We start from the raw sequence: 26,010 nt of genomic DNA on the forward strand, positions 1-26,010 counted from the left end.
GCGAAGCGCGGACGGCGATCCGATGCTCGCGCTCGACGGCCGGCCGTTCTTCTTCGTCGGCGGCGCCTTCTTTTACGAACGGATTCCGCGCGAGCGCTGGCGCGATGCGATGCTGCGCATGCGCGAGGTCGGCGCCAACACGATCGATCTGTACGTCCCGTGGAACTGGCACGAAACCGCGGACGGTGTCTTCGATTTCGACGGGCACACGAGCCCGCGCCGCGATCTGCGCGAGGTGCTGCGGCTCGGCGAGGAGTTGGGGTTCTTCTTCGTCGTTCGTCCCGGCCCGGTGATCCGCAACGAGTGGCGCAACGGCGGCTATCCGGCGTGGCTGCTCGAACGTCCCGAGTACGGGATGCCCCTGCACGACGTGCTCGAAGGGCGTTATCCCGCGACCGCGACGCTGCAGAACGCGCACAGCGACGACGCCGCGGCGGAGTGGATGCGCAACGCCACGCACTTGCGGTACGCCGGGCGGTGGCTGCACCGCGCGCTCGAGGAGTTCCGGCCCGTCGCCGATCGCGTGCTCGCGGTCCAGCTCGACGACGATCAGGGTGCGTATCTCGACAACGACACCTATCCGGCGCCGCACCTGCATGCGTACCTGCAGTGGCTCGAGCGACAGGTGCGCGATGTCGTCGGACCCGCGACGCCGCTCTTCATCAACACCTACGAGATGAAGGTACCCTCGTCGTCCCCGGTGTGGGCGATGGGGAACTGGTACCAGAGCGATGCGTTCTCGATCGGCGAGCACGATCGCGCGGAGCTCGCGTTCGCGACCGCCTCGCTGCGCACGCAGGCCGCGGTGCCGCTGGCGTACAGCGAATTCCAGGCCGGCTGGCTCGCGGGACCCGAAGATCCGCAGCCCCGGCCCGCCGATCCCACCAACACGTCGCTCGCGATCGGCGAGCTCGCGGGCTGGGGGCTCAAAGGACTGATCGATTTTCCGCTCCACGACACGCTGGCGCCGTTCGGCTGGGAAGCACCGTTCTCGAACGCGCTCTACGCCTGGGATGCGGCGTACGATCTCGAACTGCGGGCGCCGTCCGCCGGCGATTCCGCAGCGTACGCGTCGCGCTGGTTCACGACGCAGCCGATGCTCTCGACGCTCGCATTCTACGGGCCGGCGCTCGAAGAAGCGCATCGTGTCAGCGACGCGGCCGTCGTCTACGACGGACGCGGAGATGCGTACGCGGCAGCGGGCGCGATCAAAACCGATCTTGCCGCGTGCCGTGCAGGCGGCATCGTCTGCGACGCGATCGATCCGCTGCAGGTCGACGATGCGCGGCTGCGCGCAGCGCCGGCGCTCGTGCTGCACGATGCCGTACGGCGTGCGTCGGCCGCGCTGGTCGCGCGGGCGCGGCGGCTCGGCGTCCGTGTCGTCGGCGACGTTGCAGCGGTGCGCGGCGCGGCGCCGGGCGACGTGACGCTGCTGCGCGGGCGTCACGGCACCTTCGCCGCGATCGAAAACTGGAGCAGCGCGCCGCGGAGGATCGATCCGCGCGCGCTCGGACCGGCGTTCTCCGGGCTCGTGCCGTTCACGGTTCTGCCGCGCGAAGCGCGCATCGTCGCCGGCGGCGTCGACTTGCCGTTCGTGCGGAGCGCTTTTCGTGCCGGAGATCGCCTGACGACGTCGTGCGCGGTCGTCGGGCACGGCGAACCGCTGCCGGAGTTCGGCGTCGTGTCGGCCGCGCAGGTGACGGCGATACCGGGGCCCGTTTCAACGGGAGCGCCGGCGGCCACGATTCCAGCCTTCGATCTCGCCGGTGCGCCGTGCCGGGTCGTCACGACGATCGCCGGCAGACGCCGAGTGCGCGACGTCCGGTGGACCCATCCGTCGTCCCGCGACGACGGTGCGCCTGGTGCGGCGCGTGTCCATCTTGCTCCGAACGCACGTATCGCATTCCCCAGCCCGGAGAGTTCCCCGTCCGCCGGCGCGCACGTAACGACGATCGATGCGTTTGCCGACGGCGCGCGAGAGATCGTGCTGCGCAACGCGAACGCGTTCGCCGTCATCGTCCCGGACGGCGGCGCGCGCCTCGTCATGTACGGTGCCGGCGCCAGGAACGACGTCGACGCGACCGGAGCGCTGCGCGACGACATCTTCCCGGCGCTCCCGCTGTCGACGACCGACCGGATTGCAAAATACACGCACACGTATCCCGCGGGGACGTTCAACCGCCCGTACGAGCCCTGCACGTTCGAAACCGCGCGCGGCGCGGGCGCGTACCTGCGCTACCGCGCGCCCGATCTTCCCGGCTCACCGTTGTTCGAGCGCGTCGTAATGCTCGCGGGCGACGATCCGCGGCTCATCGTCGACGAACGCTTCACCCCGGGAGCCGGCGACGCGGCGCGCGCTCTCGTCTCACTCTCCGCGATCGCCGGCGGTACGGTCGTCGACGGAGATCCCGACCCGCGTCGGGGCGAGATCGCGTTCCCGCAACTCGTCGCGGCGTGGACACCGGCGGAGATCGCGGCGGCATCCTGGACGCCTGCGCGCAGCAACGGGACGCTGCAGCTGCGTTTCGCCCCCGAAACGGGCGGCAGTCGCTGGCACCGCATCACGCTTCGCGACGCGGGCACCGCGAAGGGCGAGGATCTGAGGCGCTTAGCGGAAGCGGAGCACCGATGGGTCGCCGCGAACGCATCCCCGTTTACCGACGGGGAAGTGGCGAAACGGTATACGCAGTCGCCTCAAAAGCGACCGAGTGAGAGCTCATGTGGGTTCGAGTCCCACCTTCCCCAATGACCGAACCGCGCCGACGGGCACGGTTTTCTTTTGCATCATACAGTGGTCCGACGGTGCTGCAACTGCGAGTACGAGCGCGGCGGTGCGCCCATCGTACCATCGCTTGGAGGAGATGGCGCCGCGGAAGGCGACGATTCCGTTAGCGTTTGTCGGCTGGCGCGTTGCCCGGGCGGCAGTGCCGGCGATCGCCTCGACGTTTTGTACTCGAGCCGACTCGACCTGGACCACGCTCGGAGGTTTTACGGGATGATCTCTTTCAAAACCGGGGCTCTTCTTGCCGTTTCCAGCGCTGCGCTCGGCCTTCTTCTCGCCGCTTGCGGCGTCAATGCCGGCACGTCGCTTCCGGCCGGCGTCGGGCGCGCACCGGCATCGAGCTCCTTGAACAGCGCCGCTGCATGGTCGGTCTATAACTACAATCCTGCGGACACGAATATTACGCCGACGCCCGCCGACTACGCGAACGGCACGGCGACGTTTCACTTCCAGAAGGGCGTCTACACGGCGCGGCTGACGACGGACGCAAATACGCTGACCGGCGATCTCAGCGCAAAGACATTGAATGCTGCGCTGTCGATCAGCGGCGCTACCGGGGCGTTCGTGGACCATCTCGGCGGCGGTTGCCGAAATCCACCTGCAGTCCGCTTCTTTTTCATCACGCAGGGTCAGGGCGGGTTCGCGTACACGAACTACTGGTGGTCGAACCCGGTTTCATGGGTGCTGGCCAACGGCACGACGAATCTGACGCAAAAAGTCAACGATCCCGCAAAGTGGTCCGACTTCAATGGAAAACTCGGCACCAACGACCCGGCGACGACGGCGGCGTTCGAAGCCGCGATCGCCAACGTGCAGACGGTCGGTCTTTCATTCGGCGAAGATTGCTTCTTCGAGAACGGCACGACGACCAGCGACGGTTCCGGCACCTTCAGCAGCACGTTTACCGAGTCATAGAACCGCGCTCGCCGGGCCGCGCCGCCGCGCGGACGGCCGGATCGAGGCGACGCACGAGAAGCCGCGCGCGAGCGCGGCTTCTCCGCATTCGGCGTCTACGGGGAGTGCGGCAGCGAGAGCGAAGAACACCGCGTCACGATGACCAGCGCTTCCGAGTTTCAACGCGAGTCGTATCGGATCGACGAGCAGATCTGGGATGCGCTCGCCCTTCGGCCAGGCGATCGCCTCCTCGTGCTCAGACTCGCCAACGATGGGGCGTGGGTCAAGCGCGCGGTGGAGATCGGCGCGGTGACGACGGCGATCGCGGCCGACGACGCGTCGATCGCGAAGATCGAAGACTGCGCCGCGACGGTGCTGCGCGGCAGCGCGACGATGATACCCGCCTCCGAAGGCGCGTACGACGCCGCGATCGCGATGCACTACCTGCACGAGATCGATCCGGGCTTTCACGCGCAGGTGATCTCGGAGATGGGGCGCGTCGCAGGTCGCGTCGTGATCGTCGAACCGTCGCCGCCGGCCGACCCGCTCGGCAAACGCATCGCGGCGCTCTACGCGCGCGCGAGGCGCGACGTCGATCTCGCGATGCCGCCGCCTGCGCCGCGCGAGGCTCTCGCAGAGTCGCACCATCTCCGCCGCCGCCGGCTCCGCCGCATCCGGCGACCGCGACGGCGCCCGCCTGGCCGCCCGGGGCTTCGGCTTCGGCGACGACGAGCCGGTCATGCCGCCGCCTCCCCTGCGGCCGGGGCCGGTTGCCGCCGCACCGCCGCCGCTGCCGCCCTCGGGATCGGCGCAACGGCCCGCGGCTCCGCAACAGCCGGCGCCGCCGCGTCAGCCCACGCCGCCCGCTGCGACGCCATTCGGCACGCCGTTCGCGCTGCCCGACGACGAACCGCCGTTCGGCGGCGCGGCCGCGCCCGAGCCGCCGAAGAGCGGCTTCGGCTGGTCGTGGGAACCGCCCGACGAGCCGGAACAGCCCGAAGCCCGTTGACCGCCGTGCGCTACGGGATGAACTGCTGGAGCGCCTGGACCTCGACGCCGATCCGCACGATCCCGCCGACCACGTCGGGGGGGATCGGCCCGCGCCGGATCGTCGCGATCGCGGTCTGGGCGCGCGCCACGAGCGGCGTCATCTGGTCGAGCGCCGTTGAAAGCCGAGCTGCGTCGGTGCCGGCCTTCGCCAGCGCCGCGTTCAGCGGCAGGTCGGCAAAGGCGTTCACGCGCTTCGAGATCCGCGAGAGCTCATCGGCCGCCCGCTTGGCGTTCACGCCGGCGAGGACCGCAACGACGATCAGCGCGGCGGCCGTCGCCGCCCAAACGATCGCCGTCGGCTCCATGCGCTAAGCGGCCGACTCGCTCTTCCCGGAGCCGGAAGCCGGCGCGGCCGGCGATGCGGACGTGGAGGTCGATGACGAGGAGTCCGGCGAGGCGGGTGCCTTGCGCGAGTCGGTCACGTAGAACCCCGAACCCTTGAAGACGATCCCGGCCGGATTGAACACGCGGGCGACGGGTCCGCCGCAGGAGGGGCACACGCCGTCGTAGGCCTCGCGGAAGCCGTGACGCACTTCATGCACCGTCTGGCACGTGCGGCATTGGTAGTCGTAGAGCGGCAAGGAGATCTCCGGGCGATGGAAAGGCGCTGAGCATCAGTCTACCCGAGTTAGCAGACCTCGTCAACGAGTGCTAGACGTTAGAAGTCGCTCAAGAGCGCATCCGGCTCGCGCTCGAACTCGCAGAGCCCTTTGAAGTGGATCAGCGCGTCATTGAGCGCCGCATCGAGCCGCCGCCGCCGGGTCAGGCGGTCGATCACCTTCCCGACGAAGCCGCCGTAGGTCGGATAGTCCACCCGGACGACGACGCGCGAACGCTCGGACTTCTGCTCGACGCGGATGTCGATCCGCCGCCGCACGCTGAACGCGCCGACGAGCGAGAGCTGGTGGCCCGGGATGAAGCGGTCGACTTCGAAGAGTTCCTCGTCGTCGCCGGGGACGTTGGAGCGGATCGCCACCTCGCTCCCCAGCGCGAGCGGTTCGTCGGCAGCGACGCGTCGCGCGCTGCGAATGAACGATAACCAGACCGGCCACTTTTCGACCTCGCAGGCAAGATCGAATGCGGTCCGCGCGGGCGAAGCGAGGTCCTGGCAGCGGTGGAGCGCCCGCGCTGACGGCCGGTCGACGGACACGGACGACAGAGCCATGGATCACGCGTTTCGGCGCATCTTGTGGTCCGGACCTGCGCCGAACCACAAGATATTGTGCGGGAAACGGTGGAGGCTAGGCGGCCGCGAGTTCGGGGCGGAGCAGTTCCTTGAGCCGGGCCCGTGCGCGCGACAGGCGCGAGCGGACGGTGCCGATCGAGATCCCGGTCTGAAGGGCGATCTCCTCGTACGAGAGATCGTCGACTTCGCGCATCGCGACGACGTCGCGGAACGGCTCGGGGAGCGTCGCGATCGCGCGGCTGAACGTGTCGCGCGTCAGTTGTTCGAACGTCACGCGGAACGGATCGTCGGGATCGGCGTGCACGTTCGAGACGTCGACCATCGCGTTCTGCAGGCGCTGCAGGCGCACGTCGGCGCGTTTGCGCTTCTTGTTGTGATCGAAGAAGACGTTGATCGTGATGCGGTAGAGCCACGTGTAGAACGACGACTGGCCGCGAAAACGATGCAGGTTGCGGTAGATCCGCAGGAACACTTCCTGCGCGAGGTCCTCGACGTCGGTCGATCCGACGTTGAGCTGCGCGAGGATGCGGTGCACCGTCGATTCGTAGGCTTGCACGAGTTCGTCGAACGCGGCCTGCCGGCCGGCACGGTAGTCTTCGATCAGTCGCAGATCGCGTTCCGCGCGGAGCTGCTGTTCGACGCCGAGCATCTTCCTGAGGGCACCAGCCATCCCGATTCGAACCTCCATCCCGGCCGCCATCCGGCTGGCCTTGGATCGAAACAATACCGGGATGGAGCGCGCCGGTATGTGAGATGGCCGACGGTCGCCTCAGGCGAGCGGAACCGAGCCGTCTCCCACGGCGCGGGCGAAAGCGACGAGCGTCGCGATCCCGGTCGGGATCGCGTCCTCGTCGAGGCGAAACTGCGGGCTGTGCCCGGAGTGGATCGAGCCGGCCGCTTCGCTGTAAATCCCCAGACGCACCATCACGCCCGGAACTCGCTGGGCGAAGTAGGCGAAGTCCTCGCCGCCCATCGTCGGCGCCGGCCGCTGGACCGGGATCCGCGCGTGCTCCCGCATGTAGGCGGCGAAGCCGTTCGCGAGCGCCGCGTCGTTGACGACGGGCGGGTAGCCGTAGAGCATCTGCAGTTCCGCGCGCGCGCCATAGGCCGCCGCGACGCCGTCGACGATGCGGCGCAGTTTCTCTTCCGCCGCTGCGCGGATCGCGGGGTCGTGCGTGCGCACGGTTCCCGTCATGTGCACGCGATCCGCGATCACGTTGTTGCGGTAGCCGCCCTCGATCGTCCCGATCGTCACCACGATCGACGCCAGCGGATCGGTCTCGCGCGCCGCGACGTTCTGCAGCGCCAAGATCGTCGCGGCGGCGCACGGGATCACGTCGATCGCTTTGTGCGGGTACGCGCCGTGACCGCCTTTGCCGCGAATCGTCAAATGGAATTCGTCGGCGGCCGCGTTGACCGGCCCCGGAGTGATCCCGATCGTTCCGGTCGCGAGCCGCGGATCGACGTGCAGCATGGTGACGGCGTCGACCGTGGGATCGTCGAGGGCGCCCGCCTCGATCATCGGCAGCGCACCGCCCGGGCCTTCTTCCGCCGGCTGAAAGAGCAGCACGGCGGCACCGTGCAGATCGTCGCGCGTGAGCTGCAGCGTCCGCGCAGCGCCGAGCAGCATCGCCGTGTGCGCGTCGTGACCGCACGCGTGCATCTTCCCTTTGATCTCCGACGCGCATGGCTCACCGGAATCCTCGAGGATCGGCAGCGCGTCCATGTCGGCCCGCAGGCCGCTCACGCGACCCGGATGCGCGCCGCGGACGACGGCGACGACGCCGGTTCCGGCGACGCGGCGATGCGCGATCCCGAGTTCGTCGAGCTCGCGCTCGACGATCGCCTGCGTGTTGTGTTCTTCGAACCCCAGTTCGGGATGCCGATGGATCTCGCGGCGGATCGCGATCGCGCGTTCCGCGGTCCCCTCAGGAAGCGTTATCGTCGTCACCCCGCTGGGTTCCGAACGGGCGCTTCGCACTCTTGCCGCATCGGTTACAAACGCTGCTCCAGCGCGCGGATCGCCGCGGGCGGTCCGGCGACGACGAGGTCGTCGCCGGTCTTGAGCGTCGTCGCGGCGGCCGGGCGAAAGAGCATCGTGCCATCGCGCTTCATCGCCAGCACCACCGCTTCGTCGCTCTCGCCGATCAGCGTCCCCAGCGGATGCCCCACCCACTTCGAACCCACGGCGATCGAGAGGTCTTCGAGCAGCAGCTGCGAGTTGCCGGCGGAGAGGACGGTGTCGACGAACTCCACGGCGGTCGGGCGCATCGCCAGGCTCGCGAGGCGCCGCCCGCCGATCGTGTACGGCGAGACGACGCGGTTCGCGCCGGCCAGACGCAGTTTTGGTTCCGCGTCGGCCGCGTTGGCGCGCGCGATGATGAAGAGATCGTCTTTGAGGACGCGCGCCGAGAGCGTCACGTAGACGTTGTCCGCGTCGCTGTCGACCGCGGTGACGAGCCCGCGCGCGCGCTCGACGCCCGCCGCCTTCAGCGTCTCGATGTCGGCGGCGTTGCCGAACACAACCGCCGCGCCCAGCGCCGCGGCGCGTTCCAGCGAATCTTCGTTGATGTCGACGACGACGAACTCGATCTTCTCGGCGGTGAATTCACGCGCGATCTCCGCGCCGACACGGCCGAAGCCGCAGAGGATGAAGTGATCCCGCATCCTACGGACTCGTGCGCCCATCCGGCGCTGCTCGACGGCGCGGCCCAGCTGGCCCTCGATCACGTACGCCATGAGCGCCAGCACTGTGTAGGTCAGAACGCCGAAGCCGACCGCGACGACGACGATCGTCCAGATCTTTCCGGCGAGGCGGAGCGGCGCCGGCTCGCCGCCCCCGACGGTCGTGATCGTCGTGACCGTCATGTAGAAGGCGTCGAACCACGCCCACCCTTCCAAGACGGCGTAGCCCGCCGTCCCGGCGGCCAGCACCCCGATCAGCAGCACGCCGGCGAGCAGCAACGGACGCGGAACGACGGCTCGCTGCCTCATACACGGCGCGCTTCTTCTCTGCGCGCACGGAGCCTACCGTTACGCGTGTCGCCGGCAGCCTGCGCCGTTCAGCTCCGGTAGCGCAGGAACGCCGGGACCTCGATGTCGTCCATGTTGACTGGTGCGACTTTGTCGAACTCGATCGGCTGGCCGAGCGACGCCGCGGTGGTCGTGCGGTGCGGACGACCGCCGAACCCGGCCGCAAGGACGGTGACGCGTACCTTCCCCTGCATCTCCGGATCGATCGACGCGCCGAAGATGATCTGCGCTTCGCTGTCGACGGCGCGCGAGATCATTTCGGCCGCTTCGTTGACTTCGTACATCGAGAGATCGAGGCCGCCGGTGATGTTGAAGATCACGCCGCGCGCGCCTTCGATCGTAGTCTCGAGCAGCGGCGAGGCGATCGCCTTCTGCGCGGCGTCGGCGGCGCGATGCTCGCCGGAGCCTTCGCCGATCCCCATCATCGCCGAGCCGGCGTCGGTCATGATCGTCTTCACGTCGGCGAAATCGAGGTTGATCAGCCCGGGCTGGGTGATCAAGTCGCTGATCCCCTGGATCCCCTGACGGAGCACGTCGTCGGCGTAGGTGAACGCTTCGTTGAGCGGCGTGCGCTTCTCGATGATCTGCAGGATGCGTTCGTTGGGGATCGTGATGAGCGTGTCGACCTTCGCTTCGAGGTCGGCGATCCCGCGCTCCGCGGACTGCATGCGCTTGCGGCCTTCGAACGCGAACGGCTTCGTCACCACCGCGACGGTGAGCGCGCCAGATTCGCGCGCGAGCTCGGCGACGATCGGTGCCGCGCCCGTCCCGGTCCCGCCGCCCATCCCGGCGGTGATGAACACGAGGTCGGCCCCGTCGAGGATCATCGCGAGATCTTCGCGCGACTCGTCGGCGGCTTCGCGCCCGATGTTCGGATTGGCGCCGGCGCCGAGACCGCGGGTGAGCCCGCTCCCGATCTGCACGGTGTTGTTGGTCTTGCTGGCGCGCAGCGCTTGCACGTCGGTGTTGATCGAATAGAATTCGACCCCGTGCAGCCCGGCGTCCACCATGCGATTGATCGCATTGCAGCCGCCGCCGCCGAGTCCGATCACCTTGATCGTTGCCGCGTGTTCGGGGACGAGTCGTTTCGCATCAGCCATCGTCGCGTGTTCCTCCGGAAAGAGCGGGAGCATCGGAACCTGCCATCAGTTCCAGATCGAGGTGAACCAGGACCACAGTTTCGCGAACGCGCCGCTGCCGTGACCGTTCAGCCCGTGCGGCGACTGCTCGCCGCGCGGGCCGAACAGCACGAGCCCCACGGCCGTCGCGTATTCGGGCTGTTTCACGGCATCGGTCAGCCCGGCAATCGTCGACGGGACGCCGACGCGCACCGGCAGGCCGAACACCTCGGCGGCCGTCGTCTCGATCCCGCGCAGGTGCGCGCCTCCGCCGGTGAGGACGACTTCGCTGAGCACTTGATCGCGCGGCAGCCGGTCGACGACGTTGGCCTTCGCGAGCCGGAAGATCTCGAGCACGCGCGGCAGGACGATCGAACGCAATTGCGCGGAGGTCACCTCGCGCGTGCTCCGTCCGTCGAGCGATTTCACCTGAAAGATGCGCTCCGTCTCGTCCGCGCGCGCGACGCCCGAACCATAGGTGCGCTTCACGTTCTCGGCTTCGGCGAACGTCGTTTTCAGCCCGAGCGCGATGTCGTTGGTGAGGATGTTGCCGCCAACTGGGATCGTCGCCGAGTGCACGACGCCGCCGTCGGCGAAAACCGCGATATCGGTGGTGCCGCCGCCGATGTCGAGCAGCACGACGCCGACCTGTTTTTCTTCGGGAAGCAGCGTCGACGCCGACGATGCCAGCGGCTCGAAAACGATCCCGGCGGTCTCGAGCCCGGCGCGGTGCACGCATTTCAGCACGTTCGAGATGAACGACGAACCGCCGGTGACGATGTGGGTGTCGACCTCGAGCCGCCCGCCGCTCATCCCGACGGGATCGGTCACGCCGTCCTGACCGTCGATCGTGAAGTGACGCGGCAGGGCGTGAATGATCTGCCGGTCGGCGGCCAAGTTGATGATCTTCGACGCGTCGACGACGCGCCGCACGTCGGTCTGAATCACCTCGCGGTCGTCGCCGGTGACCGCGACGACGCCCCGGTTGTTCGTCGACTGCATGTGCTCGCCGGTAACCCCGACGTAGACGTGCGAGACGTGGACCCCGGCCATCCGCTCGGCCTTCTCGGTGGCGGCCTCGATGGCGCGGACCGTCTCTTCGAGGTCGGTGACGACCCCTTTGCGCATCCCGGTCGAGGGGGCTTCGCCGACCCCCAGGATCTCGAGTCCGTCGGATCCCGACGCGGCGATGACGGCACACGTCTTCGTCGTGCCGATGTCCAGGCCGGCGATCGTCTCGCCCCTAGCCATCACCGTACCGCCTTCACTAGCACCACCATATATTGGGGGCGAGCGCCGCAATACCTACAAGATCGTCCACACTCGTCCACAGATCGCTCTCCACAGGACGGTGGAGAACGCCGCCCGCAGATTACCGGAACTCGACGGTCGGGGTCGCGGGAGAGCGGACGTCGATCGCGCGGAGCGGCCGCTTCGCGCCGATCCCGGCACGCACCGGCGCGATCAGCGCGGCTTTCTTGGCGAGGTCGTCGTCCTCGCCGAAATGGAGGACCACGCCGCTCGGATCGACCGCGTCCAGCCCGCCCCAGCGGTCGCGGCCGAGTCGCCGCGGGGCGAGGTCCGCGTCGGCGAGGATCCGTGCGTCGGCGAGGAGGCGCACGATCGCCGCATCGGCGATCGTCCCACCCGGTACAGGGATGCGCGCGCGCCCCGATTCGATGCGCGCGGCCGACGCCGTCGCGCAGCCGCGCTGCAGCACGCGCGCGGTCGCGTCGATCGTGACGGTCTGCGTCGCAGAAACGATGCACGCGGTCGGCCGGCGCACGGTGATCGCGAGGTCGACATAGGGCTGCGGAAACTGCCCGCGGCGCAGCGTTGCGGTGTCGACGTACGGGATCGCTTCGATGCGCCTCGTGATTCGCCACGGTGCGAGAAGCCATACGTTCTTTCCCGGCACGATCGCCGCGGCGCCGCGCACGGTGCGCGCGTCGACCGGAGACCCGATCGGCACGTCGATCGCGATCCGCGCGATCCGAAACCACGGTGCCTGCACCAGCCACGCGCCCGCCGCGGCGCAGGCGATCGCCAGCGCCGCGGCGATGATCCAGAACGGCCGGACGCGCGCGACGACCGACGGCTTGCGGCGCGAACGCGCGCTCGCGCTCACGCGAGCACGTACCGTTCGATCGCCTCGGCGACGCCGTCGTTGGCGACGTCGCCGACGACGTGGTCGGCGCGCGCGAGCAGCTCCGGCGGTCCCGAACCCATTGCGACGCCGACCGCGGCGGCGTCCAGCAGCGGGACGTCGTTCCAGGCGTCGCCGACGGCGAGCGTCGCGTCGAGCGCGACGCCGCAGCGCTGCGCGACGAACGCGAGCGCTTCGCCTTTGTTGACGCGCGGGTCGATCACCTCGACGAAGTCGACGTGGCTGCGGGTGAGGTAGGCGCGGTCACCGAGCAATGCGCGCAACGCCGCCAGGTGCGCGTCGGAACGGGCCGCCTCGTCGACGAGGACGATCTTGATCGTCGGCCGGTGCGCAAATGCCTCGCGCAGCGACGGGACGACGTGCGGCTCGACGCGCGCGAGATCGGTGTACCGCTTCGAAAAGCGGTTGATCGCCTCGACGTAGAGCAGGTCGTCGGCGTAGCATTGCGCGTGCACGCCGTGCGCGTTCGCCCACTCGAGCACCGCGCGCGTGACATCGGGCTGCACCGGCGTCTCGCGCAACGTCGCGCCGGAGGAAGCGTCGAAGACGGCCGCACCCTGATAGCACACGATCGGACCGTCGATCTCGAGCAGCTGCGCGAACGGGCGCGCCGCGGCGAACATCCGGCCGGTCACGATGGTGACGGCGACGCCGCGTTCTCGTGCGGCCTTGACCGCATCGCGCACGCGCGGGCTGACGACGAGATCTTCGCCGACCAGCGTTCCGTCGAGATCGAGCGCCACGAGCCGGATGCGCGTCGATGACAGCATGACGGACCGGCATTTTCGCCGCACGCACGATACCGTCCCCTTCGGGCGTCCGGCTGAGCTCGTCGAAGCGCAGTTCTCGGTCGTGCACGAAGGCGGCTGCGCTTCGACAAAAGCTCAGCGTGACGGGTGGTCGCCGGCGCGCAGGCGCGCGGTGCGTGCGTGGGCGGGCAGTCCCTCGAAGTCCGCGAGCGCCGCCAGCAGCGTTGCGTCGTTGAGCATCCGTTCGCGCGAGTTCTCGACGACGGTCATGGTGCGCAGATAGTCGGCGGTATGCAGCCCTGAAGAGAAGCGCGCGGCGCCGCTGGTCGGGAGCGTGTGATTCGTCCCCGCGATGTAGTCGCCGGCCGCGACCGGCGTCTCGTCGCCGACGAAGATGGCGCCGGCGCGTCGAATCTTCGCGATCCAGCTCCACGGGTCGGCGACCATCAGCGAGAGATGTTCGGGGGCGAAGCGTTCGATCACGTCGTGCATCTGCGCGTCGCTGTGCGCGTGAACGAGCCAGGTGCGTTCGGCGAGGACGCGCGCGACGACGTCGTCACGCCCGGACGCCCGGCCGAACGGTCCGTCCAGCAGCGCCGCGACCGCCTCGAGCAGCGCACGCTCGCGCGAGACGGCCGCGACGCGCGCGAGCGGGTCGTGTTCCGCCTGCGCGACCAGTTCGCCGGCGACGAGTTCGGGCTTCGCGCGCTCGTCGGCGACGACGAGCACTTCCGAGGGGCCGGCCAGGCCGTCGATCCCGCAGATCCCGTAGACCTGCCGCTTCGCCTCGGTGACGTAGACGTTGCCGGGTCCGACGATCTTGTCGACCGGCGCGATCGTCGCGGTGCCGTAGGCGAGCGCGGCGACGGCCTGCGCGCCGCCGACGGCGTAGAGTTCGTCGACTTCGGTGAGCGCGCACGCATAGAGCACCGCCGGATCGACGTGACCGCCGGCCTGCGGCGGCGTCACGACGACGACGCGCTCGACGCCGGCGACCTTGGCGGGAACGACGGTCATCAGCACCGTGGACGGCAGCGTCGCCGTCCCGCCGGGAACGTATGCGCCGATCCCGCCGAGCGGCCGGGACAGAAAGGCATAGCGCGTCATGTCGTGCGCGTAATAGTCGATCGCATCGGGGAGCTGACGCGCATGGAACTCGGCGATCCGCTCCTTCGCCAATTCGAGACCGGCGGCGATCTGCTCCGGAACCAGCGTGCGCGCGTGCTTGCGCGCCGGGATCGCGACGCGCAGCGAGGCGAGCGCGGCGTCCGCGAAATCCCACCGGCGCGTGTACTCGACGAGCGCGTCGTCGCCGCGCGCGCGCACGTCGTCGAGGATCGCACGCACCGCCGCGACGATCGGGGCCGGCGGATCCCAGCCGCCGGCGAAGAGCCCGCGCAGCGCGATGCGGTCGCCCGCGTCGACGACGATCACGCGGGGACGCTCGCCAGGCGTTCGAGCAGCGCCGTGATCGCAGCGTACTTCGCGCGAAAGCGCACCGGATTGACGACGAAGCGCGCCGTGCTCTCGGCGATCTCTTCGACGACCACGAGATCGTGCTCGCGCAGCGTCGTGCCGGTCGCGACGAGGTCGACGATCAGATCGGCAAGACCGACCAGCGGTGCCAACTCGACGGAGCCGTGCAGGGGGATCAATTCGACCGGGAGATCGCGTTCGGCAAAAAACGATTCGGCGGAGTTGACGAACTTCGTCGCCACGCGCAGGAACGTCGGCAGCGGCGCACCTTCGTGATAGCGGTCGATGCGCCGGCCGGCGACGACGAGCCGGCAGTAGCCGAAACCCAGATCGGTGAGCTCCGCGACGTTGCGGTCGGTCTCCCACAGCACGTCTTTGCCGACGATCCCGCAGTCGGCCGAGCCGAACTCGACGTACGCCGGGACGTCGGTGGGACGCAGGAACAGCAGCGTCGTCCCGTCGGCCGTGGTGACGGTGAGCTTGCGTCCGACGTCGTCGGGGACATCGACCCCCGCTGCGCGCAGGCGCATGGCCGCGTCGGGAAACAGCGCGCCCTTGGGAACGGCGATGGTGAGGTGATCGATCATCGTGCGTCCCAGTTGGACGGCGTGCGCAGCTCCGGCAGCTCCGCGGCGCGCCGAGGACCGACCCGCAGTTCGCGCACCGCCCCGTTCACGGCGATCACGATCCGCGGGATGTCATATGCGCGCGCTTCGGCGACGAGCGCCTCGTCGTCGAGGTGCGATCCCGCATAACGCACGACGTTCCCAGCGGCGCGTTCGCGCGCGGCGACGACGTCGGAACCGGCGACCAGGACGTCGATCCGGTGGCGGCGGCGCTGGACGTGCTTGCCGCGCCGTTCGAGCGCGATCAGCAGCCGTTCGACGCCCGCGGTCCAGCCGACGGCCGGGACGTCGAAGCCGAACTTCGGGAGCAGCGAGTCGTAGCGCCCGCCGCCGCACAGCGAGAAGCCGATCTCCTCGACGTATCCTTCAAACTGAAAACCGGTGTAGTAGTCGAGATCGCGGAGCAGCGCGAAATCGACCGCGACGCGGTCGCCGTATCCCAGCGCCGCGGCGCGCGCGAGCAGGGCCGACATCGCCTCAAGGCCGGCGCGCGACGCGTCGGTGCGGCAGAGCGGCCGCACCGCCTCGATCGCGTCGACGCCGCCGCGCCGCAGCGCGAACGTCAGCAGTTCCGGGCGCTCGAAGCGGTGCAGCGCGACCAGGTTGCGCTGTTTGATGTGATGCTTCGCTTCGCGCGCGCCGTCGCCGTCGAGCCCGACCGCGGCGACGACGCCGTCGACGATGCGAGCGTCGTTCATATCGAAACGCGCGTCCACGATGCCGATCTCCGCGAGCGCTTCGATCGCCATGAACAGCGACTCGGCGTCGGCGTCGATCCCGGCAGCGCCGATCAGCTCGGTCCCCGCCTGCGTGAGTTCGCGCATGCGGCCTTCCTGCGGCTGCTCGTAGTAGCGGAACACCGGCGCGACGTACGCGAGCCGCAGCGGCAGCGGCGCTTCGCGCATCCGCGTCGAGACCATCCGCGCGATCGGCGTCGTCATCTCGGGGCGCAGCGCCAGCGCCGTCGAGCGGCGATCGTTGAACTGGAAGAGCAGTTCGGTCGTCTCTTCGCCCAGACCCCGCTCGAGCACGTCGAAGCGCTCGACGATCGGCGACTGCACCTCTTCGTAGGCCCAGCGGCCGAACACCGCGCGCATCTGCTGCTCGATCTCGCGTTTACGCGCGAGTTCGTGCGGCAGCCAGTCGCGTACGCCGGCAGGGAGCCTCATCGCGCGCTGCTCACCTGCGGCCGCTCCGCGATCGCGACAGCGCGTTCGAGCTGCGCATCGGCGTGCGCGCGCACGTCGGCGAGGTGCAGCGCGACCGGGTCGGTCGGCGGAATCCCGACGCCTTCGACCGCCGCGCCGCCGGGGAGCGCGGCGCGGATGCTCCCGAACGCCAGCGTGATCCCGCCGTCGAGCCGCGCGACATAGGGATCGCCGGCGCTACCGTAGGTCCGCGCGCCGACGAATCGCGCCCGTTGCGAGGCGACCAGCGGCATCACGAAGTCTTCGCACGACGACGCGCAGCGCTCGTCGGCGACGATCACGACGCGGCCGCGATAGTGACCGTCGGCCGGGGGGATGTGACCGTCGACGATCGGCCTGCGCGCCGGCTTCGGCGCGTTCGTCGACTCGCGCCACCACGGCAGGACGCGATCGGTGATCAGCTCAAGCAGGTCGACCGGCGTCGCGCCGCCGTCGTTGCCGCGCACGTCGACGACGATCGCGTCGGCGGCGATGAAGTGCTTCACCGCGTTGAGTGCGTCGCGCTCGTCGGCGGGATCGGCAAAGCTCGGAATCACGATGTAGCCGACGCGGTCGAGGGAGAGCCAGCGAAACGTCACGCGAGCCGGAGCCGTCTCGTTCGCCGGGACGGCGGGGACGAACTCGCGGTCGTCGTCGAAGAGCAGACGCGGCGCGCGGGCGTCGGAATCGACGCGGTGCATCTCGGCATCGAGCAGCGTGCGCGCCTGCGCCTCCGACGAAGCGAACAGCAGATCGCGATGCGCGGAGAAGAACCGTTCCGCCGGAACGCCGTCGATTTCACGCAGCACCGCGCCGTCGGGGATCGCCGCGCTGCGGCTTTCCGCCGCGAACCACACGCCGTCGGCGTAGCGCAGCGCGAACGGCAGCCGCCAGCGGCGATTCGCCTCGAACGCCGGATCGGCGAACCACGTCCGGCCGTTGCGCAGCGCGGCGACGAGCCGGATCGCTTCGAGATCGACCGCGTCGCGGTCGCCCAAGCGCGACGCCGTCGCGCGGTACCGGCGCCACGCGGCGCTGAACGCGGCGTGCCGCGCGGAATCCCAAAAACCGAAGTGCGCCTGCGCGCCGGCGCGGATCGCCGCGCCGATCCGCGCGGCGTCGAGGCCGGGAGCGTCGGCGGCGCACGGCGTCGCCGCGGCGACCGCGCACGCGGCGACGGCGACCGCCAGCGGTTTCACGGCGACCCTTCGCTCACGTTGCGCGCGCCGACGATCGCGGCGAGCCGTTCGCCGACGCGCCGGTCACCCGCGACGCTGCGGCGGACCGTCGAACCGTTGATGTGCAGCACCAGCGGCGTCGTTCCGGACCACTCGGAGATCAGCGTCGCCAAGCCGTCGATCTGCTCGCGCGACGACACGGTGACGTGCCAGCCCGCGGCGGGCGCTGGCGCGGCGGCGCGCGCCGCGCTGCGATCGAACGGCTGCACGTCGTTCACCGAGACGTTCAGTTCGACCGGCGCTTCCTCGCCGGGCGTCGCACCGCGGCGCTCGCGCAACCGCAAACGACCGGTGATCACCACGATCCCGTCTTCGATGAACCGTGCCTGCAGGTCGGCGTATTGCTTGGGAAAGACGACGCACTCGATCGCGCCCGTGGTGTCTTCCACCGTCGCGATCAGCATTTGCGACTGCGCCTTCGTCAGCGTGCGGCGCACGGCCGTCACCAGCCCGGCCACCTTGACTTGCGCGTCGTCGTCGAAGCCGCGCAGGTCGCGCACGGGGACGGCGCCGGTGCGCGCAAGCGCCTCGGAGACGTCGGCGAGCGGGTGTCCGGAGACGAAGATCCCCAGCGTCTCCTTCTCCCAGCCGAGCTGTTCCATCGTCGAGGGCGCCGGAAGCGGCCGCAGCGACGGCTTGAGCGACGGATGCGGCTCCTCGATCATCCCGAAGAGCGACGCCTGCCCGAGTTCGCGGTCGCGCGCTTCGCGCGACGCGGCCTCGAGCGCGCCGTCGAGGGCGTCGAGCAGCTGCGCGCGGTTGCCCGGGAGCGGATCGAGCGCGCCGCACTTGATCAGCGCTTCGTAGACCTTGCGGTTCACCGCCTTGACGTCGACCCGCTGGACCAGATCGAACAGATCGCTGAACGGGCCGCCGAGTTCGCGCGCGTCGAGCACCGCGCGCACCGCGTTTTCGCCGACGCCCTTGATCGCGGCGAGACCGAAGCGGATCTCGTCGCCGACGACTGCGAACTCGACCAGCGACGCGTTGACGTCCGGCGGGAGGACGGCGATTCCCATTTTCTTCGCCTCGTCGATGTACTCGACGAGCTTGTCGGTCTTGTCGCGCACCGACGACATCAGTGCGGCGAAGTACTGCAGGGGATAGTTCGCCTTGAGGTACGCCGTCTGGTACGCGATCCAGCCGTACGCGGTCGCGTGCGCCTTGTTGAAGCCGTAGCCCGCGAACGGCTCGATGAACGCGAAGATCTTCTCGGCGACGTCGGCGCCGATCCCGTTGTCGGCACAGCCCCGGACGAACTTTTCCTTGTAGACCGGGATCTTGTCTTTCTGCTTCTTGCCGACCACCTTGCGCAGTTCGTCGGCTTGGCCCAGGCTGAAGCCGGCGCACTCGCGCACGATCTGCATGATCGACTCTTGATACATCGCGATCCCGTGCGTGTCGCCGAGGATCGCTTCGAGCTTCGGATGGACGTAGGTCGGCTTCGTGCGGCCGTGCTTCACCGCGACGTATTGCGGAATCCACTCCATCGGCCCCGGCCGGTAGAGCGCGACGAGCGCGATGATGTCTTCGAGCCGCGACGGCTTGAGATCGACGCTGACGCGCGTCATCCCGTCGGATTCCATCTGGAAGACGCCGAGCGTCTCGCCGCGGCCGAGCATCTCGTACGTCTTCGCGTCGTCGTCGGGGATCGTCGCCAAGTCGAATGCCGGGTTGACCGTGCGTTTGATCTCGTCCGAGGCGGCCTTCATCACGGTGAGGTTGCGCAGGCCGAGGAAGTCCATCTTCAGCAGACCGACGCGCTCGACCATCGACATCTCGTACTGCGTGTTGATGCCGTCGTCGCCGATCTTCACCAGCGGAACGTGGTCGGTGAGCGGGTTCTTCGAGATCACGACGCCGGCGGCGTGCGTCGACGCGTTGCGCGCGAGCCCTTCGATCGACTTCGCCGTGTCGAGCAGTTTGCGGATCTGCGGATCGTGATTGTAGAGAACGCCCAGCTCCGGGATCTGCTCGAGCGCCTGTGGGATGGTGAGACCGCCCGGCCCCGAGGGGATCAGCTTCGCGACGCGGTCGACGTCGGGGAGCGGAACGCCCAGCGCCCGGCCCGCGTCGCGGACCGCAGCACGCGCCGCCATCGTGCCGAACGTGACGATCTGCGCGACGCGGTCCTTGCCGTATTTTTCGGTGACGTAGCGGATCACTTCGTCGCGGCGCTCGACGCAGAAATCGGTGTCGATATCGGGCATCGAGATGCGCTCGGGGTTCAGGAACCGCTCGAAGATCAAGCCGAATTTGATCGGATCGAGGTCGGTGATGCGCAGGCAGTACGACACCAGCGACCCAACCGCCGAACCGCGCCCCGGCCCCACCGGGATGTCGCTGTCGCGCGCGTACTTGATGAAGTCCCACACGATGAGGAAGTACGAGGCGAAGCCCATCGAGAGGATCACGCCGAGCTCGTACTCGAGCCGCTCGCGCAGCGCCGCGTCGCTCGCGGCGCGTTCCGCGCCGTAGCGTTCGACGAGCCCGCGCTCGCAGACCAGGCGCAGGTAGTCTTCCGCCGACATCGCGATCTCGCGATCGGGGTCGAACGCGCCGGCAAGCGTCTCGGCCTGGGCTTTTACGGCGAGGACGCCGGCGACGTCCTCCGCCGGCGTCTTCGGCACCGGATAGTCCGGCAGGTAGAACACCTTCTCCGGGATCGTGATGTCGATGCGCCGGGCGATCTCGAGCGTGTTGTCGCAGGCCTCCGGGACGTCGGCGAAGAGCTCGCGCATCTCCTGGGCGGACTTGACGTAGAACTGATCGGAAAAGAACTTCATCCGGCTGGTGTCCTGGACGGTCTTCCCGGTGCCGATGCACAAGAGCACGTCGTGCGCCTGCGCATCGCCCTGCGTGAGGTAATGCGAGTCGTTCGTCGCGACGAGCGGAAGCGCGAGCTCGCGCGCGAGCGTGATCAGCCCGTTGTTGATCGCGTCCTCTTCGGGCATCCCGTGCCGCATGATCTCGATGTAGAACCGGTCGCCGAAGATGTCGGAGAATATCTTGGCGTTGCCCTTCGCGGTCGCGTAGTCGTTCTTGAGCAGCGGCGCGGAGACCAGCGACGACATGCACCCCGAGAGGACGATCAGCCCTTCGTTGTGCTTCTCCAGCAGATCCATGTCGATCCGCGGCTTGTAATAGTAGCCCTCCAGAAAGCCTTTGGAGATCAGCGTGGTGAGGTTCTTGTAGCCGACGTCGCTCGCCGCGAGCAGCGTGATGTGCGCCTCGTCGCGGACCGTGCGGTCGAAGCGTCCGCGCGGCGCGATGTAGGCCTCGCAGCCGATGATCGGCGTGAGGCCGTGCTTTTTCGCGGTGTCGTGAAACTCGACGGCGCCGAACATGACCCCGTGATCCGTCAGCGCGATCCCCGGCGCGCCCTCGTCGGCGGTCTTGCGACAGAGCGAATCGACGCGGCACGCACCGTCGAGCAGCGAATACTCGCTGTGCACGTGCAGATGAACGAACGAACTCAACGAAAAGCTAACCTTGGCGGACGAAGAGGCGCGGGAAACTCACCAAATACCTGAGAACCGTAGCAACGCCCTGCGAGCGTCAACCCCCGCCCGGTCCCGGAAGTTTTCCACGCGTGTCCGTCCCTGAGCGCGCACCCGATGAGTTGACCGCGCTCCGTGAGGAGGCCGCGGAGCTTCGCCGTCGCCTCGCGCTGCTGGAGGTCGAGCGCGACGAGTTCGCGCAGCTCAACGCCGAGCTGTTCGTCCTGCAGCAGGTCTTCTCGACGATGAACTCCACGCTCGAGATCGACGACATCCTGGCGACCGTCCTGCGCGGGATCAACGAGGCCTTGCACTTCGGGCGCGTCGTGCTTTTCGAGGTACGCGAAGGCGTCGCGAGCCGGCGGCTCGAGACCGCCGCCGGCGGCGAGGTCCTGACGAGCCCCGATCCCGAGGCGATGCGGCGCTCGGCCACCTTCGGCGCGATGGTCGCCGGGATGCAGGACTTCAGCTTCGGCCATGCCGACGACGGCGAGAGCCCGCTGGCCGACGCCGACGGCTCGTACTGCATGCTCCCGCTGATCAGCCGCAACACGGTCCGGGGCATCCTGTACGTCGACCGGCCGCCCGAGCCGGAAATCTCCGAGATGCAGCTCCGGATGCTCCTCGACTTCGCCGCCCAAGGGGCGATCGCGATGGAGAACGCCCGGCTCTACAGCGAGACGAAGCGCCTGCTCGAGGAGACGCAGCGCCTCGCCTGGACCGACCCGCTGACGGGCCTCGCCAACCGTCGCGCCCTCGCCGAGCTGATGGAGCGGGAGCTCCACAACGCCGAGCGCTACGGAGCGCCCCTGGCGTTTCTGATCCTCGACCTCGACGACCTCAAGCGCATCAACGACGGCCGGGGACACCACGCCGGCGATGAGGCGCTCCGGGCCTTCGCCGCCAACCTGCTGGCAGGGGCGCGGCGCGGAGACGTCGTGGCCCGCTACGCCGGCGACGAGTTCGTGATGGTGATGGCCCAGACCGACCGCATCGCGGCCGAAGCGGTCCTGCGGCGGCTCTACGCGGCGATGGAGCGCAACGGGCTGCGCTGCTCGGCGGGCGTCGCGCTCTTTCCGCGCCACGGTGCCGATGCCGCCTCCCTCTTCGCCGCCGCCGACCGGGCGCTGTACGAGGCCAAGCAGGCCGGGAAGAACCGCTTCCGGTTCGCGCCCGAACCGGCCTGACCGCACGCCCGGCCAACGGTCGGCAAGCGCCGCGCCGCCGTGCGACGAAGGTGGTGCGTCGGGGCATGGTTTCCTTATACAATCGTAAAGTTCAGGCCGAGGTCGGCCTCCGCTCACTCCTCGAGGGGCTACAACAGCACACGTGATCAAGCACGACATCGTCGTGATCGGTGGCGGTCTGGCCGGGATGCGCGCAGCCGTCGAAGCCGCAGAGCGCGGCGCCGACGTCGCGATCGTTTCGAAGATGCACCCGGTCCGCAGCCATTCCGGTGCAGCGCAAGGCGGCATCAACGCCGCGCTCGGCAACCGCGAGGAAGACTCGCCGGAAAACCACGCGTTCGACTGCGCGAAGGGTTCCGACTACCTCGGCGATCAGGACTCCATCGAAGCGATGGCCGAAGACGCGCCGCGCCAGATCATCTGGCTCGAACACCGCGGCTGCATCTTCTCCCGCATGCCCGACGGGCGGATCGCACAGCGTCCGTTCGGCGGTGCCGGCTCGCCGCGCACCTGCTATTCCGCCGACGTCACCGGCTTGGTCATCCTGCACACGCTGTGGGAACAGCTCGAGCGCTTCGGGGTCAAGGTATACGAGGAGTATTTCGCGACCGCGCTCGCCGTTGAAGACGGGATCGGAAGCGGCGTCGTGGCGTACAACATGCGCAACGGCGAACTCGAACTCGTCACCGCGAAGGCGACGATCTTCGCCACCGGCGGTCTCGGCCGCGTCTACCGCAAGACGACGAACGGCTACGCCTCGACCGGCGACGGGATGGCGATCGCCTACCGCGCCGGGATCCCGCTGATGGACATGGAGTTCGTCCAGTTCCATCCGACCTCGCTCAAAGAGAACGGCGTCCTGCTCTCGGAAGCGGCGCGCGGTGAAGGCGCGTACCTGCTCAACAGCGAGGGCGAGCGCTTCATGTTCAAGTACGCGCCGAACAAGGGGGAACTGGCCTCGCGCGACGTCGTCAGCCGCGCGGAGTGGACCGAGATCCTCGAAGGCCGCGGGATCGACGGCTGCGTGCTGCTCGACCTGCGCCATCTCGGCCGCGAGAAGATCCTCGAGCGCCTGCCGCAGATCCGCGAGCTCGCGCTCGACGCGACCGGCAAGGACGCGATCGATACGCCGATCCCGATTCTGCCCGGGATGCATTACGCGATGGGCGGGATCGAGACGGACAAGTGGGGCGCGACCCGCATCCCCGGGGTGTACGCGGCCGGCGAGTGCGCGTGCGTCTCGGTGCACGGGGCGAACCGTCTCGGCGGCAACTCGCTACTCGAAACGATCGTCTTCGGCGCGCGCTCGGCGCAGCACGCCACCGACTACATCAAATCGGTCGGCAACGTCCGGTCCTCGGAGCGCACCCTCAAGGCGGAACAGGACCGAATCGACGGCATCCTCGCGCGCAGCGGCGGCGAGCGCCACAGCCACGTCCGCAAAGCCGTGAACGACGCGATGAGCGATCACGCGTTCATCTTCCGCAACGACGCCGAACTGCGCGACGGGATGGAGAAGCTCCGCACCGCGCGCGAGATGGCGACGACGATGACCGTGCAGGATAAGTCGAAGACGTTCAACACCGATCTGGTCGGTCTGCTCGAAACCGAGTTTCTGACCGACATCGCGCAGCCGATCATGCTCGGCGCGATCAACCGCACGGAGTCGCGCGGCGCGCAGGCGCGCACCGACTTCCCCGACCGCGACGACGAGAAGTGGATGACGCACACGCTGATGCGGTATAAGAGCGCCACGGCAGACCCGGATCCTGATTACTCGCGCAAGGTCGTCATCACCAAGTGGCAGCCGACAGTTCGGACGTATTAAGCACATGGCCTACACCCTGGATATCTTCCGCTTCGATCAAGCGACCGACGAAGTTCCGCACCGCGACCGCGTCGAAATCACCGAATTGCCGGAGACGGTAACGGTCCTCGATGCGCTGGAGCATGCTAAGGCCGAGATCGACGGCTCGATCACGTTCCGCCGCTCCTGCCGCTCCGCGATCTGCGGCTCGTGCTCGATGAACATCAACGGCACGACGGGCCTGGCATGCAAGACGCCGGTCGCCGCGGTGCTCAAGAGCGACCGCTCGATCGCGATCGACCCGATGCCGAACTTCCAGCCCATGAAGGATGTCGTGGTCCACATGGATCCGTTCTGGGACAAGTACACGCGCCTCAAGCCGTACCTGCAGCCCAAGGACAAGGATTCGGACCACGCGACGGAACGGCGCGTCTCGCCCGAGGACATGCACAAGCTGGTCGCCGTCGCGAACTGCGTCATGTGCGCGACCTGCTACGCGCTGTGCCCGGTCGTCTCCGTCGACCCGGCGTTCGCCGGGCCCGCGGCGATCGCGTACGCGTACCGCTTCATCGAAGACGTGCGCGACTCGAAACGCAAGGAGCGCGCAGCGCAGATCAGCGATGATTACTTGTGGCTGTGCGCGCACTGCTACGCGTGCTCGTACTGTCCGAAGCACGTCGATCCGCACGACGACATCATCGCGGTGAAGCGCGCGACGATCGAAGAGGGCCTGGTCGACGAACCGGGTCCGCGTCACGCGCTCGTCGTCGCGAAGACCGTCAAGCAGACCGGGATGCTGCACGAGACCGAGGTCATTCAAGGGACCGTCGGCCGCTTCAACATCAAAGGGTTGCTGAAGGTCGCGCCGTTCGGCCTGCGGCTCGCGATGGCCGGCAAGATCCCGCCGCTCTTCCTGAAGCCCGTCCCGAAGGTCGACGAGATCCGGACGATCTTCGATACCCTGGAGGCTCCGACGCTCTCATGACCATGGTGATGGACAAGCCCGCGATCAAGGGCAAATCCAAGTCCGCGCAGATGCGCAAGTACGGGTTCTTCCCGGGCTGCGTCGCAAAAGAGTCGTGCAAGGAGCTCTTCAACTCGACGATGCTCCTCGCCGACCGGCTCGGCATCGAACTCGTCGAACTCACCGCGGCGTCATGCTGCGGCGCGTCGGTGCTCAACGACACGAATCGCGACGTCGCACGCGTGCTCAACGCGCGCACCTACGCGCAGGCCGAGGCGCTCGGCCTCGACGACGTGATAACGATCTGCTCGACCTGTACCGGGCACATGCGCGCGGCGAACAAAGAGCTGCTCGAAGACGAACGCCACATGGGTCAGGCGAATGCGATCCTCGGCAAGTTCGGCGCGAAGTACGACGGCACGGTGAAGGTGCGCCATCTGCTGTGGCTGCTCGCCGACGACATCGGGCTCGACGAGCTGAAAAAGATGGTCGTGCGGCCGCTCAACGGTCTCAAGGTCGCGCCGTTCTACGGCTGCCACATCATCCGGCCGGAGTCGGTCAACGGCTGGGAGTCGGCTCGCAACCCGCACTCGCTCGAGGATCTGATCGTCGCGCTCGGCGGCGAAGCAGTCGACTATGCAGGGAAAACGCGCTGCTGCGGCTTCCACGTCCAGCTCGAGAAAGACGGCATCGCCGCGAACATGGTCGGTCAGAACATGCGCATGGCGAAGGACCAGGGCGCCGAAGCGGTGCTCACTCCGTGCCCCCTCTGTCACCTCGCGCTCGACGGCTATCAGGCCGACGCGGTGTCGCGCTGGGGCCGGACCGACCTCCCGATCTTCCATCTCCCGCAGCTCGTCGGCCTCGCACTCGGCATCGATCCGTCGACGCTGGGGATGAACAAGCACATCATCTCGCCGGGCCTCGTCCTGCAAGAGCACGATCTGGCCCCGGCCCACGTCGCCTAATCTCGCGAACCTCGCGACGTGATGAGAACGGGCACCCGTTCACCGGGTGCCCGTTCTTTTTCAGGCATGAAAAAAGAC

At 68.5% G+C, this 26,010-nt stretch carries 22 protein-coding genes, 1 tRNA gene and 1 pseudogene; 8 read left to right on the forward strand and 16 right to left on the reverse strand.

The window, feature by feature from the left end:
- Positions 1-22 precede the first annotated feature (22 nt).
- The 3 genes and pseudogenes from WPS_RS18190 to WPS_RS09890 all read left to right on the forward strand — a co-directional run.
- Positions 23-289, forward strand: a pseudogene (locus WPS_RS18190) (beta-galactosidase); the annotation flags it as partial.
- A gap of 2,373 nt (positions 290-2,662) precedes the next feature.
- Positions 2,663-2,745, forward strand: a tRNA-Leu gene (locus WPS_RS09885).
- 250 nt (positions 2,746-2,995) lie between these two features.
- Positions 2,996-3,697, forward strand: a complete 702-nt coding sequence (locus WPS_RS09890) for a hypothetical protein (RefSeq protein ID WP_317994337.1) — start codon at positions 2,996-2,998, stop codon at positions 3,695-3,697.
- Here WPS_RS09890 and WPS_RS09895 read toward each other — a convergent pair.
- Positions 3,692-4,417: a hypothetical protein gene (locus WPS_RS09895; protein ID WP_317994338.1), complete on the reverse strand. Its 726-nt coding sequence runs from the start codon at positions 4,415-4,417 to the stop codon at positions 3,692-3,694. The genes WPS_RS09890 and WPS_RS09895 overlap by 6 nt on opposite strands.
- Here WPS_RS09895 and WPS_RS09900 point away from each other — a divergent pair.
- Positions 4,416-4,685 (forward strand): hypothetical protein, encoded by a 270-nt coding sequence (locus tag WPS_RS09900; protein WP_317994339.1) that lies wholly within the window; start codon positions 4,416-4,418, stop codon positions 4,683-4,685. The genes WPS_RS09895 and WPS_RS09900 overlap by 2 nt on opposite strands.
- Before the next feature lie 10 nt (positions 4,686-4,695).
- Here the strand turns inward: WPS_RS09900 and WPS_RS09905 are convergent, their stop codons facing one another.
- From WPS_RS09905 to dnaE, 15 genes are all read right to left on the reverse strand, one after another.
- Positions 4,696-5,031, reverse strand: coding sequence for a hypothetical protein (locus tag WPS_RS09905; RefSeq protein WP_317994340.1), 336 nt, complete (start codon positions 5,029-5,031; stop codon positions 4,696-4,698).
- 3 nt (positions 5,032-5,034) lie between these two features.
- Complete coding sequence (locus WPS_RS09910; protein WP_317994341.1) at positions 5,035-5,307, reverse strand: FmdB family zinc ribbon protein; 273 nt, start codon at positions 5,305-5,307, stop codon at positions 5,035-5,037.
- A 77-nt stretch (positions 5,308-5,384) separates the two neighbouring features.
- Entirely contained in the window at positions 5,385-5,891 is a 507-nt protein-coding gene (locus WPS_RS09915; RefSeq protein ID WP_317994342.1) for an SRPBCC family protein, read from the reverse strand.
- Between the two features lie 76 nt (positions 5,892-5,967).
- On the reverse strand, positions 5,968-6,582 hold the full coding sequence (locus WPS_RS09920) for a sigma-70 family RNA polymerase sigma factor (protein WP_317994343.1): 615 nt from the start codon (positions 6,580-6,582) through the stop codon (positions 5,968-5,970).
- 99 nt (positions 6,583-6,681) lie between these two features.
- Positions 6,682-7,863 (reverse strand): M20 metallopeptidase family protein, encoded by a 1,182-nt coding sequence (locus tag WPS_RS09925; RefSeq protein WP_317994344.1) that lies wholly within the window; start codon positions 7,861-7,863, stop codon positions 6,682-6,684.
- A gap of 44 nt (positions 7,864-7,907) precedes the next feature.
- Positions 7,908-8,906 carry a potassium channel family protein gene (locus WPS_RS09930; protein ID WP_317994345.1) on the reverse strand — a complete coding sequence of 333 codons (999 nt, stop codon included), beginning with the start codon at positions 8,904-8,906 and terminating at the stop codon, positions 7,908-7,910.
- Positions 8,907-8,974: 68 nt separating this feature from the next.
- Positions 8,975-10,045, reverse strand: coding sequence for a cell division protein FtsZ (gene ftsZ, locus WPS_RS09935; protein ID WP_317994346.1), 1,071 nt, complete (start codon positions 10,043-10,045; stop codon positions 8,975-8,977).
- 45 nt (positions 10,046-10,090) lie between these two features.
- Positions 10,091-11,365, reverse strand: a complete 1,275-nt coding sequence (ftsA, locus tag WPS_RS09940; RefSeq protein ID WP_317994347.1) for a cell division protein FtsA — start codon at positions 11,363-11,365, stop codon at positions 10,091-10,093.
- Between the two features lie 70 nt (positions 11,366-11,435).
- Positions 11,436-12,191, reverse strand: a complete 756-nt coding sequence (locus WPS_RS09945) for a cell division protein FtsQ/DivIB (RefSeq protein ID WP_317994348.1) — start codon at positions 12,189-12,191, stop codon at positions 11,436-11,438.
- Positions 12,188-13,000, reverse strand: coding sequence for a Cof-type HAD-IIB family hydrolase (locus WPS_RS09950; protein WP_317994349.1), 813 nt, complete (start codon positions 12,998-13,000; stop codon positions 12,188-12,190). Before WPS_RS09950 ends, WPS_RS09945 begins: the two co-directional genes overlap by 4 nt.
- Before the next feature lie 114 nt (positions 13,001-13,114).
- Positions 13,115-14,413: a histidinol dehydrogenase gene (gene hisD, locus WPS_RS09955; RefSeq protein WP_317994350.1), complete on the reverse strand. Its 1,299-nt coding sequence runs from the start codon at positions 14,411-14,413 to the stop codon at positions 13,115-13,117.
- Positions 14,410-15,042: an ATP phosphoribosyltransferase gene (gene hisG / locus WPS_RS09960; RefSeq protein ID WP_317994351.1), complete on the reverse strand. Its 633-nt coding sequence runs from the start codon at positions 15,040-15,042 to the stop codon at positions 14,410-14,412. Before hisG ends, hisD begins: the two co-directional genes overlap by 4 nt.
- Entirely contained in the window at positions 15,039-16,250 is a 1,212-nt protein-coding gene (hisZ, locus tag WPS_RS09965; RefSeq protein WP_317994352.1) for an ATP phosphoribosyltransferase regulatory subunit, read from the reverse strand. The genes hisG and hisZ overlap by 4 nt, the downstream gene beginning before the upstream one ends.
- The gene (locus WPS_RS09970; protein WP_317994353.1) at positions 16,247-17,467 is read right to left on the reverse strand and encodes a S41 family peptidase; all 1,221 of its coding nucleotides are present in this window, start codon (positions 17,465-17,467) and stop codon (positions 16,247-16,249) included. The genes hisZ and WPS_RS09970 overlap by 4 nt, the downstream gene beginning before the upstream one ends.
- A complete protein-coding gene (gene dnaE / locus WPS_RS09975; RefSeq protein WP_317994354.1) occupies positions 17,464-20,985 on the reverse strand; it encodes a DNA polymerase III subunit alpha in 3,522 nt (1,173 codons plus the stop codon). The genes WPS_RS09970 and dnaE overlap by 4 nt, the downstream gene beginning before the upstream one ends.
- Positions 20,986-21,098: 113 nt before the next feature.
- Between dnaE and WPS_RS09980 the strand changes: the two genes are divergently transcribed.
- The 4 genes from WPS_RS09980 to WPS_RS09995 all read left to right on the forward strand — a co-directional run bounded on the left by WPS_RS09980 (position 21,099) and on the right by WPS_RS09995 (position 25,932).
- The gene (locus WPS_RS09980) at positions 21,099-22,193 is read left to right on the forward strand and encodes a sensor domain-containing diguanylate cyclase (protein ID WP_317994355.1); all 1,095 of its coding nucleotides are present in this window, start codon (positions 21,099-21,101) and stop codon (positions 22,191-22,193) included.
- Positions 22,194-22,335: 142 nt separating this feature from the next.
- Positions 22,336-24,021, forward strand: coding sequence for an FAD-dependent oxidoreductase (locus WPS_RS09985; protein ID WP_317994356.1), 1,686 nt, complete (start codon positions 22,336-22,338; stop codon positions 24,019-24,021).
- A 4-nt stretch (positions 24,022-24,025) separates the two neighbouring features.
- Positions 24,026-24,985 carry a succinate dehydrogenase/fumarate reductase iron-sulfur subunit gene (locus tag WPS_RS09990; protein ID WP_317994357.1) on the forward strand — a complete coding sequence of 320 codons (960 nt, stop codon included), beginning with the start codon at positions 24,026-24,028 and terminating at the stop codon, positions 24,983-24,985.
- A complete protein-coding gene (locus WPS_RS09995) occupies positions 24,982-25,932 on the forward strand; it encodes a CoB--CoM heterodisulfide reductase iron-sulfur subunit B family protein (protein ID WP_317994358.1) in 951 nt (316 codons plus the stop codon). Before WPS_RS09990 ends, WPS_RS09995 begins: the two co-directional genes overlap by 4 nt.
- Positions 25,933-26,010 lie beyond the last annotated feature (78 nt).

This window comes from Vulcanimicrobium alpinum, assembly GCF_027923555.1.
In the GTDB taxonomy this organism is placed as follows: domain Bacteria; phylum Vulcanimicrobiota; class Vulcanimicrobiia; order Vulcanimicrobiales; family Vulcanimicrobiaceae; genus Vulcanimicrobium; species Vulcanimicrobium alpinum.